A 12,292-nucleotide genomic window follows, 5' to 3' on the forward strand; every position below is an offset into this window, starting at 1 on the left:
TATGGTCAAGTTTTGTGAAAGCGTTGCTCACACCTTAATGCGGCGTTATGCCTCACGGAGGAAAAATGAGAAATTTGGCAGCAGATACAAAAGTCGCTCAAAAGAATATTTCTAGAATACAGACCCTAATTCCAAGGAAGCTTTTGGTAAAAGAAGACAAAATTGCAAAAAAGCAGGCGAAAAGTTCTGATTCTGACATTAATAAATTACAGCAGTTGTTCAAACTAACGGAAGAATTAACCAATAAACTTTCTCCAGTTACTTCGTGTAAAGCGGGTTGCGGGAATTGTTGCAAAATAAACGTTTCAATTACTAAACTTGAAGCTGAGCTTATTTCTGAGTACACAGGGAAGGCTCTAAATAAATCGGTTGCTGTTGGTAAGCCCGATTATCACGGATCTTCATGTACTTTTCTTATCGACAATAAGTGCTCAGTCTATTCTGTTCGTCCATTTGTTTGTAGAAGACAAGTATCCGTAATGCCATCTGAACATTGGTGTCATCCAGACTTAAACCTTGATGTTGAGGTTCCCATGATTGAGTTTTCTGAGTTGTCTAATGCTTTTTACGCAATTGCAGCTCGTAGTGAAGTAAAAGATATTCGAGCATGGTTTGGCTAGAGGCATAACAAAGCGTTTAAGGCAGATTCGCAACGCTTGGCATTTTCGGTTTGCTTCGAAATTAGTGTTTACGGCACAATAGTTTAGGTTCAGTGGTAGCGTGCTTCACACCTTAATTGGGCGTTAGGCTACATATTTAAGCTTATAGCACTTGAAAGTGCCAAATTTACCCTTATATAAAATATGGTTATTAGTGTTTTGTTGAGTATGGAGTGGTTATGAGCGAACAAGCAATTTACGCAGTTGGTGATATCGTAAAACTTAAATCTGGTGGTCCAGATATGACAGTAAAAGAAGTTATTACAAAAGGCTTAGGCTCTACTGATTATGGCTCTTTCAGTGGTAGTTATCGTTGTCAGTGGTTTGCTGGTAAAAAACTAGATAACGGTGTTTTTCCACAAGAATCTCTACTCAAAGTAAGCTCTGGCGAATAATTCAATGGATGCAAAGTCACTTGCAGCTTGGATGCAACTTGAGCTTGAAAAGCAAGGTTGTCTTTATCAAGATGATGTTGTTGATCATGCTATTAAATCTTGCGCTGAACAACTGTTGCGTGAAAACGCTGATGGTAATCAGGTAATAGGGCGTCAAACTCTAAATGAGTTTAAAAAGCTAAATTCAGAAACTGTGGTTTGGGTTCGCCCTGATAAGTATTGGCGTTTTCGAGTCCCAGAAGATGAAGAAGGTAGGGATGCTAGAGGGTAGCCTGTAGCCTAACAAAGCATTTAAGAGTGATTCCCAACGCATGGCATTTTTCATTCCATCGTTGGGTTTTGTGTTTTCGGTGGTATGGTTTAGTTTTGTGGTAGCGTTGCTCACACCTTAATGCGGCGTTATGTACTTTAAGGAAAATTGCAACCAACTCTAAAGGATCGAGAGTGATAGATCATTTTGAAATTAAGGTAATTGCATTCGAAGAATGTCGTGTGTTTTACAAGAATGTGCTAGAGCCATTGGGTATTGAACTCAAGTGGACAGATGAAAATGCTGCTGGCTTTGGGCTTTCGAGCGAGCCAAATGTAAGGTTTCTAATTGAAAAAGGCGTCAGTAATTCTAAGTGCCATATTGCTTTTTCTGCATCAAACAAATTACAAGTTTCTGCGTTTCATCAAGCGGGGTTATCTGTAGGTGGTAAATGCAACGGTAAGCCTGGTTTACGAAAACACTATGCTCCAAACTACTACGCTGCGTTTTTGATTGACCCTGAGGGCAACAATGTGGAGTCAGTAGTGTACCTTTAGCACGTACATAACAAATTGTTCAAGAGTGATTCGGCACGCGTGGCATTTTTATTGTGCGTTAGTTTTAGTGGTTAAGGTGTTATGCGGAAGCATCGGTATTGCGTGCCTCACACCTTAACAAGGCGTTAACTGGCGCAGAAAATACGAAAGCACAATGATACAGTTTCTAGGTTCAGAGATTTAGCGTGTTCGGTCGGTTTCCTTAGCTGAGCTAATGCGACTAATTTCAGTTTGATACTTAAGTTTACTGATGTGAAAGGCGGCACAAAGCCTTCTAATAATATAAGGCATTCGCGATTAGTTCGGCGAACTTACATCGCCGAAGTATGGTGTTGTGAGACGTATTTCAAACTAAAGATAAACGGTAATTTTTTGGTTAAATACATATTTGAGTTAGCTTTGCTAATCATTAATTAGCAAAACGAGCTTTGGCGAAAGTGGTTGAAAGATCGGCGAAAACTGAAAGGCGCTCAGTTAACAAACTGTTCAAGAGGGATTCGCAACGCGTGGCATTTTTACTATGCGTTGGTTTAAGTGTTTAGGGTGGTATGCGGCGGCTTCAGTATTGCGTTGCTCACCCCTTAACAGAGCGTTATCACAGAGGGAGGCGTGCAAATATGAACTCAGATAGCTTGAAGATAATTAAGCAAATACTGTTCAATCGTGATGCAGTGCTGTCTATGATATTGCCAGCTTTGCTTTACGGTCTCGTTTACCACTACTTTGGTCTAGTTGAAGCTGTTATCGTTTCTGGTCTCTATGCTGGTTGCAGTAGTTTTTTTCTGAAGTCCACAAAGTTCATTGTGTTTGTTTTCTCTGTGTTTGGTTTAATTGAAATTTGCTTAATCGGGCTGCTTCCAGAAAAGTGGTTAGTCGATACAATTTTCATTAAATCTGTGATTGGCGCACTTCAAACAGCGATAGTTTTCTTAGTGTTTTCGTTGCTTGGTAAGCCAGTACCAAAGCTGTTCGCAGAAGTTGCGTCGCCAGAGTTAAAAGAATGGGATTTCAGCACAACAAAAGCTTACCTTAATATTTGGCAAAAAGTCTCTTATACATGGGTAGCAGTCTATGTGGCTAAGGTATTGTTACTTCTTGCATCTTATCCTATGACTACGGATAGCCTAGTTACATTTAACTTAGTTCTTGGTTGGCCGCTTTATCTCGGATTAATCGCATTTTCAGTGCCTTATGTTCAGGCTCAATTTGCAAAATATGCTTCGATATAATTGTGTGCTAACAAAGCGTTTAAGACGGATTCCCAACGCTCGGCATTTTTGGTTTGGTTCGGGTTAAGTGTTTACGGCACAATACTTTAAGTGCGGCGGTCTGCGTTGCTCACCACTTAACGCGGCGTTAGCTTACAAGGGAGAATATTGATATGTCTGTAGTCGATAGGCTGAAAATGAGTTTGGGTCTTCCAAAACAAATTAAACCACGGAGAGCGGTTAAAGGAGTGATCGCAAGAAACTACTATGTGGATGGTAATCTATTTATAGAGCGATTTGATATTCTCAATTCATCTAATGATTCTATGCAAAATAAGCAATTTCGTGCAAAAGCCATGGTAGATCTTTGCATGTCTTTGGAATGCTCGATGAAGTCTTTGGTCGTTTCTTTGAGCCATGACTCAAAGACACCCAAGAGGTTGATGAAAGACTTGAAAAACTTATCTCATCATCTTGATAAGTTATTTGATAAAACAACAAAGCTTAGTAAAAATCGTTTTACCTTGCCTAAGCTCTCACAATCTAAGTTAAATGAGCTTAAAAAGTATGGCGTTGGAGCAAGATACTCGCACGATATCTGGGCTATACAAACGAGTAGCGCCTACTCTGTTTCTGACGATTTAATTGAAGCAACGATTGACAATCCAATTTGGATGAATGAGCTGCGTAATATTGCTGTAGAATGGAATAATGCAGCATCTAATTGCTATGACAAGTATTTATCTAAACATTGCATTATTTCAGGTAATGACCATAAGAGGTTTGAAAGGGCTTTGAAAAAGTTCAAGGTAGGAAAGTAAGCTAACAAACTGTTTAAGAGTGATTCGCAACGCGTGGCATTTTTACTATTCGTTAGTTTTAGTGTTTCAGGTGGTATGCTGCGGCTTTGGTATTGCGTTGCTCACCCCTTAACAGAGCGTTATGTGAATGGAGTCAACCTTGAAAATATCAGTTGTCAAAAGTGGTCAGATTGGGGCTTACGAAGCTGAACTTAATGCTCATCTAAACTCCGTTTTTGGCCAAGATTCCATGTTCATTTTCAATCGTGAGTTCGTCTGTGCAATTCTCATTGAAGACGATAATCAGATTATCGCTACTGGTTTTGCTTATGGTCGTTTAATGGAGCAGGGCTCAATAAGCTTCAAAGGAGGCATAATTGGTGGTATTGCCATTACACCAAGTAAGCGTGGTTTGGGCTTAGCTAAAGTCATCGTGAAAGAACTCGATCGATGCTTAGTGTCTTTTGGGGTAACTCATTCCTTTCTCTTCGCTTATGAGCCAGATGTTTATCGAAGCTCAGGGTATTCGGAGTTAGTTTTGCCTATCCATTACTTCGACGTGCAGCAGAAAAATTGGAATCAGTTTGTCTACCGTGGAGGTATGGTTAAGTCTTACAATGGCAGTCATACTTTAAGCGATCAAGTCATTGAATTTAATGGTTGTGTGTATTGAACACTCTGAAAAAATTCACATAACAAAGCGTTCAAGAGGGATTAACAACGCTTGGCAGTTTTGGTTTGAATCAGCTTTAGTGTTTAAGGCACAATGGGTTAGGTTCAGTGGTGATGTTGTTCACCCCTTAACGTGGCGTTATGCAGCCACTTGAAATTCATTTACAATTATAGATTTATTAAAAGAGATGTAAAATGTACAAGAAACTAATCATTCTTAGCTTGCCTATTCTACTGGCGGCATGCGCAGCGCCAAAATATACAGTTAAAGCTATTTCGGAAGAGAACCAGAGCAAGGAAATTACTATTGTAAAAGATGACGCCACACGAGATGTTTTCTTGGACTCGGTACAAGAATGGTGTTTGGATACAGCACATAAATGTACGGTTGTAAGTGATGGAACTCTTCCTAAGAGCTCTGAACTTACGTTGACTTATGTATCGCGCTGGAGTTGGGACTTTAGAACGTTTATTGCAGATGCCCAAGTTAAGGCATATAAAAACAGTAAAAAAGTTGGCGAAGTAGAGTTCAAAGCGCCAAATAGTGCCAATTCAGATAAGTGGGGAAATGACAATAAACGAATCATCGCGATGATGGATTTACTGTTTGGGAAACAGTCGGTTAATGAAGCTCAGTACAAAATTAAATCGGGCGAAATGTAGCGACGTAACAAATTGCTCAAGAGTGATTCCCAACGCTTGGCATTTTCAGTTCAAGGTTGGGTTTCGTGTTTAAGGCAAAATTGTTTTGTTTGGGTGGTAGAGTATTTCGAGCCTTAACTGCGCGTTATGCGCTTTACGAATTGAAACATGGAGAGTGTCATGGTTGTATATGGAGATTTGCAGTCAGGTAACTGCTTAAAAGTAAAATTACTATTGTCATTCCTTGGGATTGAGCACCAATGGAAACACGTTAATATCTTAGATAACGAGACTAAAACAATAGAATTTTTAGCCCTCAATCCAAATGGTAAAATCCCGACAGTCGTTTTAGATGACGGTCGAGTAATCTGTGAGTCCAATGCAATATTGGGGTACTTTGCAGAAGATACACCTTATCTACCTAAGGACAGTTATCAAAAAGCAAAAATTTACGAATGGCTTTTCTTTGAGCAATACTCACGTGAGCCTTATATTGCAGTAGCGCGTTTTATTCAGAAGTATCAAGGTATGCCGGAGCACCGTCTAGAAGAATATAAATCACTACAATCAGGCGGCCATAAAGCATTACAAATCATGGAACTACAGCTGTCAAAAACTAAGTTCTTAGTTGGTGATAATATTTCTATTGCTGATATCGCACTGTATGCTTATACCCATGTCGCAGATGAGGGTGGTTTTAACCTAGAAACTTACCCAAATATCGAGCGTTGGATTGGGGTAATTCGCAAGTTGGACGGTTATGTAGGTATGTATTAACCACGCGCATAACATAGCGTTTAAGATAGATTCGCAACACGTGGCATTTTAACTGTAAGTTGAGCTCAGTGATTAAGGCGGTATGCGGGAGTTTCGGTATTGTGTTGATCACCCTTTAACAGGTCATTAGCCCTCAAAGGTCAAATATGGATATTTACCCAGAAATCGAGTTATCTAAAGCGCAGCATAATGCAATTGAGGCTCTGAGAAACAAGTCGTTTCCTGAACATCAGGTTGCTCGTTCTTACTATAAGCAACTCCCGCATATGAGAGTTCTGAAGTACGAAGGTGACCAGTTAGTTGGTTATATGGGATTAGACTACAGAGCTGTTCGCGTTGGTGATGAAATTTATAAAGTATTAGGTGTGAGTGACTTTTGTGTCGAGAGCACACTTCAAAGGCAAGGTATTGGCACAACAATGTTGTCTCAACTCAGCGAGTATGCGTCAACTAAAGATGTCGACTTCATCATTTTAGTCTCCGATTTGGATCGTTTTTATGTGGCTAATGGTTATGTGCGCCTTAACTCTCTAAGTTCTTGGTTGCGAGTTCATGAACATAAAAATTACGGTGTTGCTGTAGAGCAACTAGATGATTTATATGTTAAACCTATCAGCGGAAAAATTTGGGCTGTTGGTCATATAGATTGGTTAGGGTATATGTATTAGTCTGTAGTGGGTTAATAAACTGTTTGAAAAGAAACGCCACACGTGGCATTTTTAATTCGCGTAGCTTATACCTTACGAGAGCGCTTTTCCACAAGGAGTAATATGTGATTGTAGTAGCAAGGTTTTCTTTTCCTCATGAAGCTCATATTACGAGAGCAAGCCTAGATAGTGTCGGAATAGAAAGCCACATTGCTGACGAGCACACGGTGAATACTCAGTGGCTTTATTCAAATGCAATGGGCGGCGTTCGTCTGATGGTGGCCGAAAGTGATGCAGAAGACGCGAAACAAATACTTAGCAGTGATTTCTCAGAATCATTAGAAAGTGAACTTGCCGTTGATGAAGGAAAAGATGTTTGCCCTAACTGTGGTAGTAAAGAGCTATTTGCATTTACAAAAGGTAAGCGTCCAGCTTTCTTAGTCTTTATTTTACTGGGTTTTCCATTGTTCTTTTACAAGCATGGTTACAAGTGTAAGCAGTGTGGGGAATTCAGTGAAAGGCTTTAATTTAAGTCGTTAGATAATAAAGCGTTGAAGAGATAATTTGCACGCGTAGCATTTTTACTTTGCGTTAGGTTGAGTGGCTATGCAGAAGTCAGAGTTCTGCTTACTTCCAAGCAAAGCATTATACGATAGTGAAGGGACAGCATTGAATGAGTGAAATTAAAACAATAGAGCAGTTAAAAGAAATTTACGCAGAGCCAAGTGCGAGAGCTAAAAATAAAGCGTTGCCTGCCCTGGATGTTCATGCGATGACATTAATTAATAATTGCCATTTTGCAGTTCTAAGTACCGCCGATACACAAGGCTATACCGATCTCTCTCCGAAAGGAGGGGAGCCTGGCTTCGTAAAAGTTTTAGATGAATCAACATTGTTGCTCCCTGATAGCTCGGGGAATAATCGTATAGATAGTCTAAAAAATATCATTAGTAACCCCAAAGTTGGGTTGTTATTGATGGTAAATGGTATTGATGAAGTACTCCGTATTAAAGGAATTGCAAGTATTCACACAGACTCCAAATTGATATCTGCTTGCCCCGATGGAAGTAAAGCTCCTAAGGTTGTTATCAAAATAGTCATCGAGAGTATGTACTTTCATTGTGCGAAAGCTGTGATGAGAGGGAAACTTTGGTCTGATGACTATAAAGTCAATCGCTCAATTCTCCCTTCATTAGCTCAAATCTTTAAAGATCAACAAAAGTTAGAAAATAAAGCGCTTAATCAAGAAGAGATGGTGAAATATTACCAATCCAGTCTTTAGAGCGAGTGTAGTAAAGTGTTTAAAAGGGAGAAAAATGCTTGGCTCTTTAGGTTTGACCTGCTGTACGGCACTATGGATTAGTTTTGGTGGGGATGTTATTCAACCCATAACGTTAGTCCACAAATAAACAATTGTTAGTCCAAATTTTAAAATGAAAAATGTAGAAAACTTTACTCTAGAAAATTACGTTTTGGCTAGTCCGGGAATTAGGTGTGTTGGACAAATGATTGACTTTTTTGTCAGTTTTAGCATTTTTACACTCGTTTTGTGGGGCGGCTTAGAAATCGGTATTGAAAAGGAACTTGTTCGCGCTACAGCAGTAACAGCGGCTGTGTCGTATTACCTTTTTTCTGATAGTTTCCCAAATGGTCAAAGTGTGGGCAAAAAAATTTTGGGCATTGCAGTTATAAGTGCAAGAACGGGTAAAAGGTGCAATATTTTTCAGTCACTTTTTAGAAATATTATTACTCCATTCTTCGGTTTTATTGACTCAATTTTCGTTCTTGGTAAAAAGAGGCAACGGCTCGGTGATAAGTTAGTGAGAACAGTGGTGGTAGTTCACTAGCTTGTTTAAAAGTTGACAGCGCTGGGGGCTTGGGTTCAAGTCGGGCTTTGTTTTCAGGGTGGAACAGCTTCGCTTAGGTGGTGGCGTTGCTCACACCTCAATTCGGTGTTAGGCAATCAGAATCAGTACGTAATTATGAATAAAGAGCATTCCGAAGCTTTCATTTTGGAGATTGATAAGGTTTTAGCCCCGAGCGGTTTCAAGTTTATCAAATCTAGACGAGTATGGGAGCGCAAGGTGGGTAAGGTCGATGTCGAATGGTTTCACTTAAACTTTGGGCTTACTGTTTTGAACCCTTCCTTCGGGGTTAAATACAAAGATATAGAAAAGGTCTTACCTAGAGAAATGCGTTGTATTGGTGGTGTTTCTCGCATGTTGAGCAGTATCACTGGTAATTCATATACCGACGCAATTAGTCCTATAGCTTTCGCTTATATGGTAAAACAGTTACTACCTATTGAGTTAGAAAAACTAAGAGATAGAAAGCGGGTTATCGAGAGTTTAAAAAGCGAAGATGTAAAAGTCTGGCCCGTGTTCAGTTATTCCACTCGTATACGACTGCTTCTTTTGCTTCTAAGTAAAACTTCGCCAAATGAAGCAATAAAGTATATGGCCTATTTTGAGTCCGAACTTAGGACTCGTGATCAACTCATTCCAAACTATGATGCGTTCAAAGGTTACTTGTTGAAGCACTTGAAGGTCTAAAAATTGCTTCAATTGAGAATCGTGACAAGTGGCGCTTTTACTATGCGTTGAGCTTATTAAAAAGTGTTATACGAGAGCATTTGTATTACGTATATCACACTTTAGTTGGTTTTTATTCACCAATAACAAATCAAAAGGCTGACCAAAAAATGTTAGTAACTAAGATTGAAACGGAACGATTAATTCTAAGAGAGCTAGTTGAAGATAATGCAAGCGAATTGTTTGGCATATTCTCAGACCATGAGGTCATGAAATATTGGAACTCTGGCCCTTGGGGTTCAATTGATGAGGCTCTAACATTTATAACCAATAGTACACAGGCCATGAATAGCAATACAGAAATGACACTAGGCATCTTCCTAAAGAGTAATGGCCAACTTCTGGGTAAGATAATGCTGTTTAACTACGTGAAAGAGTCCAGGCGCGCAGAAATTGGCTTTGGCGTTAGTCGCAATTTCTGGGGTAAAGGCATTGTACTAGAGGCGGGAAACGCATTAATCGAACACGCATTTAAGACACTGAATCTACGTCGAATAGAAGCTGAGATAGATCCAGACAATGTTTCTTCAGGTAAAGTCTTGGAACGGTTAGGTTTTATAAAGGAAGGTTTCCTAAGGCAGCGCTGTGAAGTGAATGGAGTCGTATCAGATTCCGCAATTTATGGGTTGTTAGCTAACCCTCTGGACAGCGTTTAGTATCCGGCCTTAAAAGCATCTAATAGATATAGCCTACCAGCGCTCTATACATAGCCTTACACTTGACGGTGAGGTTTCTTGAATTGACTTGGTGGTCACTGAATTTACTATCAAGGATAGGACTTACTGCAAGGATAGCAGCATGAGCGAGAAATTATTCTGGGTTAATCCCTACCAAACAGAACTTAACTCAAGAGTGACCAATGTAGACGGAAATAAAGTTGAATTGGACCAGACTATCTTCTTTGCGGAGTCTGGAGGCCAAGAGAGTGATAAAGGAACGATTAATGGTATTCCGGTTTTGATTGCTCAAAAGTTAGGGGTTCGACTTATTTACACATTGGAATCCTCTCCAAATTTTGCTCTTGGTGACACTGTAACTACGCGTATTAATTGGAAGCGTAGATACGCCTTAATGAAGCTACACTTTGCGGCTGAAGTGGTGCTCGAGATGTTTTATCAGCGTCGGGAAGGCATTGTTAAGATAGGCGCGCATATTTCTGAAAATAAGAGTCGCATAGATTTCAAGTGGTCTGAAAGTATTGGTCCGTTATTGAAAGAAATTGAAACTGATGTGCAAGATTTGATTAACTCTGATTCAGTTATTATTAGTGACTTTTCCGATCAAGAGAGTGAAAGAAGGTATTGGAGAGTGGATGGGTTTGCGCAAGTACCTTGCGGTGGCACTCATTTAAAGCGCACATCAGAAGTCGGCCAAATTCAACTAAAACGCAAGAACATCGGTAAAGGCAAAGAAAGGGTTGAGATAACCTTATGCTCGTAAGTCGATAGGGCATTCGAAATAGATTCCTAACACGTGGCATTTTAGTTCATGGTGAGATTCACATTTGCGATATGATGATTGAGATTGAGGGCGTGTTGGCTACTTCTTAACGAAACGCTACACGATAGGAGCGGGAGGATGATATGTCGAAGGTAGCATTGAAAGGCTTTATTTTAGTTCCGGAAAAGGATTTAGAATTAGTAAAGCATGAGTTAATAACTCACAAAAGGCTCACGTTAGAAGAGCCGGGCTGCCTTACTTTTCTTGTGACTCAAAGCTCGACTAATCCTTTTCGTTTTGATGTCTATGAGGAGTTCGTCGACAAAGCCTCTTTTAAACAACATCAAGAAAGAGTTCACGCCTCACATTGGGGAAAAGTAACAACCAATGTTAAACGTCAATATGAAATCTTTGAATGTGTGCATGACTAATCGCCTCGGAGTGATTTAGAGCGTTTACGCTTTGTTTTTCAGGTGGCTCTACGCTCTACTATGTTGCTTTATTCATCTATTAACCTGGCTTAGTGTTCTTGATACTTTGCCGTATTAAATCTAGAAATTTTAATGGAAGTGTTATGTTTAGAGTTGTGTATGAATGGCGTGTGCCAAGTGAAAAAATGGATGAGTTTCAAAATATATGGCGTACGACGACAGATTCAATTCATCAGTCAGTAGATGGGGCGTTTGGTAGTTTTATGCTTCGTTCTTACGATGTACCGGAAAAGGTTTTAACTATTGCGAAGTGGCGAACACGCGAAGACTGGGAGCGGTTTTGGGGAACTAGTAACCCAGAAAAAATGAAGAAGATGAGTGAAATTGCAGAGCGTATTTCAGTTGAACCATTCGATGAAATTGAAGATAGAACTAAGTAGGGCCAGAGGCAAACAATAGAAACGTTAAAGTGATGCCTAACAGTTTGGCGGACAATATGAAAGACAACTTTAACCAAGGAATAGGGTTATGCAGATTTTAATTGTTGGAGGTAGCAAGGGTCTAGGAAGGTTCTTGGCTACGAACTTACAGGGTACAGAAACTTATACTATTTCTAGATCAAAGCTAGTTGAGGATGGAGTAGCTTCTGTTCGTCTTGATGTTAGTCCGGAGAAAAAACCAGATTACACGTGCTTCAAAGGTGTAAAGTTTGACATCATAGTTTATTTGGCGTCGATGTGGGGAGAGTCTTCAAAATTGACAACAAACGAACTGATTGAGTTTATGAATGTTGGCCCGATTGGGTATCTTAATTTAGTCAATGAACTTAACGCTTTAGGTTCACTTAACGATAAATGCAATATTGTATCTATTGGCTCTACAGCAGAGCTTTCAGAAAGTAGTGAATACCCTGCATTCGCCCTCAGTAAAAGATTACTCAAAGATATTTCTAGCCAGCTTCAAAACGTTTATCGTGATTACCGCTTTACTCACTTTACAATAGGTGGGATCGGGCATGCAGAAGAGGAACGTATTGAGTATTCGAGCGTTTTGGAAATTATAAATACGCTAACTAAGCTAGATCCAAACACATACCTTTCAAATATGCATATAAAGTCCAAGCTAGGAATGTAGCTCTCAAGCTGTATTACGTACCTGCTTCTATGATTTGGCATCATGTGCATTCTTTTTATTGAGCTATGGTTATAACTCCAATGAAAGGA

The 12,292-nt window shown here is 39.7% G+C and carries 19 protein-coding genes; all 19 read left to right on the forward strand.

Annotation, left to right across the window (positions count from 1 at the left end):
• Nucleotides 1-65: 65 nt before the first annotated feature.
• The 19 genes from NDJ01_RS02575 (at nucleotide 66) to NDJ01_RS02685 (ending at nucleotide 12,203) form a co-directional block, all read left to right on the forward strand.
• A complete protein-coding gene (locus NDJ01_RS02575) occupies nucleotides 66-620 on the forward strand; it encodes a YkgJ family cysteine cluster protein (RefSeq protein WP_053319305.1) in 555 nt (184 codons plus the stop codon).
• Between the two features lie 218 nt (nucleotides 621-838).
• Nucleotides 839-1,054, forward strand: coding sequence for a YodC family protein (locus NDJ01_RS02580; RefSeq protein ID WP_258586198.1), 216 nt, complete (start codon nucleotides 839-841; stop codon nucleotides 1,052-1,054).
• A gap of 4 nt (nucleotides 1,055-1,058) precedes the next feature.
• Nucleotides 1,059-1,325 (forward strand): DUF6953 family protein, encoded by a 267-nt coding sequence (locus tag NDJ01_RS02585; RefSeq protein ID WP_258586199.1) that lies wholly within the window; start codon nucleotides 1,059-1,061, stop codon nucleotides 1,323-1,325.
• A gap of 173 nt (nucleotides 1,326-1,498) precedes the next feature.
• Complete coding sequence (locus tag NDJ01_RS02590; protein WP_258586200.1) at nucleotides 1,499-1,861, forward strand: VOC family protein; 363 nt, start codon at nucleotides 1,499-1,501, stop codon at nucleotides 1,859-1,861.
• A gap of 617 nt (nucleotides 1,862-2,478) precedes the next feature.
• On the forward strand, nucleotides 2,479-3,090 hold the full coding sequence (locus tag NDJ01_RS02605) for a hypothetical protein (RefSeq protein ID WP_258586201.1): 612 nt from the start codon (nucleotides 2,479-2,481) through the stop codon (nucleotides 3,088-3,090).
• Nucleotides 3,091-3,242: 152 nt separating this feature from the next.
• Nucleotides 3,243-3,890, forward strand: a complete 648-nt coding sequence (locus NDJ01_RS02610; protein WP_182110717.1) for a hypothetical protein — start codon at nucleotides 3,243-3,245, stop codon at nucleotides 3,888-3,890.
• Between the two features lie 139 nt (nucleotides 3,891-4,029).
• Entirely contained in the window at nucleotides 4,030-4,542 is a 513-nt protein-coding gene (locus NDJ01_RS02620) for a GNAT family N-acetyltransferase (RefSeq protein WP_237311576.1), read from the forward strand.
• 194 nt (nucleotides 4,543-4,736) lie between these two features.
• On the forward strand, nucleotides 4,737-5,204 hold the full coding sequence (locus NDJ01_RS02625) for an Sbal_3080 family lipoprotein (RefSeq protein WP_258586203.1): 468 nt from the start codon (nucleotides 4,737-4,739) through the stop codon (nucleotides 5,202-5,204).
• A 159-nt stretch (nucleotides 5,205-5,363) separates the two neighbouring features.
• Nucleotides 5,364-5,960, forward strand: coding sequence for a glutathione S-transferase family protein (locus tag NDJ01_RS02630; protein ID WP_258586204.1), 597 nt, complete (start codon nucleotides 5,364-5,366; stop codon nucleotides 5,958-5,960).
• A 146-nt stretch (nucleotides 5,961-6,106) separates the two neighbouring features.
• Entirely contained in the window at nucleotides 6,107-6,628 is a 522-nt protein-coding gene (locus NDJ01_RS02640) for a GNAT family N-acetyltransferase (protein ID WP_139059325.1), read from the forward strand.
• Between the two features lie 104 nt (nucleotides 6,629-6,732).
• Nucleotides 6,733-7,134, forward strand: coding sequence for a DUF2007 domain-containing protein (locus NDJ01_RS02645; protein ID WP_258586205.1), 402 nt, complete (start codon nucleotides 6,733-6,735; stop codon nucleotides 7,132-7,134).
• A gap of 146 nt (nucleotides 7,135-7,280) precedes the next feature.
• Nucleotides 7,281-7,889 (forward strand): pyridoxamine 5'-phosphate oxidase family protein, encoded by a 609-nt coding sequence (locus NDJ01_RS02650; protein WP_258586206.1) that lies wholly within the window; start codon nucleotides 7,281-7,283, stop codon nucleotides 7,887-7,889.
• A gap of 151 nt (nucleotides 7,890-8,040) precedes the next feature.
• Nucleotides 8,041-8,454 (forward strand): RDD family protein, encoded by a 414-nt coding sequence (locus NDJ01_RS02655; protein WP_258586207.1) that lies wholly within the window; start codon nucleotides 8,041-8,043, stop codon nucleotides 8,452-8,454.
• Nucleotides 8,455-8,589: 135 nt separating this feature from the next.
• A complete protein-coding gene (locus tag NDJ01_RS02660; protein ID WP_258586208.1) occupies nucleotides 8,590-9,159 on the forward strand; it encodes a hypothetical protein in 570 nt (189 codons plus the stop codon).
• Nucleotides 9,160-9,308: 149 nt separating this feature from the next.
• Complete coding sequence (locus NDJ01_RS02665; protein WP_258586209.1) at nucleotides 9,309-9,854, forward strand: GNAT family N-acetyltransferase; 546 nt, start codon at nucleotides 9,309-9,311, stop codon at nucleotides 9,852-9,854.
• A gap of 142 nt (nucleotides 9,855-9,996) precedes the next feature.
• A complete protein-coding gene (locus tag NDJ01_RS02670; RefSeq protein ID WP_258586210.1) occupies nucleotides 9,997-10,638 on the forward strand; it encodes an alanyl-tRNA editing protein in 642 nt (213 codons plus the stop codon).
• Between the two features lie 143 nt (nucleotides 10,639-10,781).
• Nucleotides 10,782-11,069, forward strand: coding sequence for a putative quinol monooxygenase (locus tag NDJ01_RS02675; protein ID WP_134646490.1), 288 nt, complete (start codon nucleotides 10,782-10,784; stop codon nucleotides 11,067-11,069).
• A gap of 143 nt (nucleotides 11,070-11,212) precedes the next feature.
• Nucleotides 11,213-11,509 carry an antibiotic biosynthesis monooxygenase gene (locus tag NDJ01_RS02680; protein WP_012841749.1) on the forward strand — a complete coding sequence of 99 codons (297 nt, stop codon included), beginning with the start codon at nucleotides 11,213-11,215 and terminating at the stop codon, nucleotides 11,507-11,509.
• Between the two features lie 88 nt (nucleotides 11,510-11,597).
• Entirely contained in the window at nucleotides 11,598-12,203 is a 606-nt protein-coding gene (locus NDJ01_RS02685; protein WP_258586211.1) for a hypothetical protein, read from the forward strand.
• Nucleotides 12,204-12,292 lie beyond the last annotated feature (89 nt).

Source organism: Vibrio sp. HS-50-1 (assembly GCF_024747315.1).
Classification (GTDB): domain Bacteria; phylum Pseudomonadota; class Gammaproteobacteria; order Enterobacterales; family Vibrionaceae; genus Vibrio; species Vibrio diabolicus.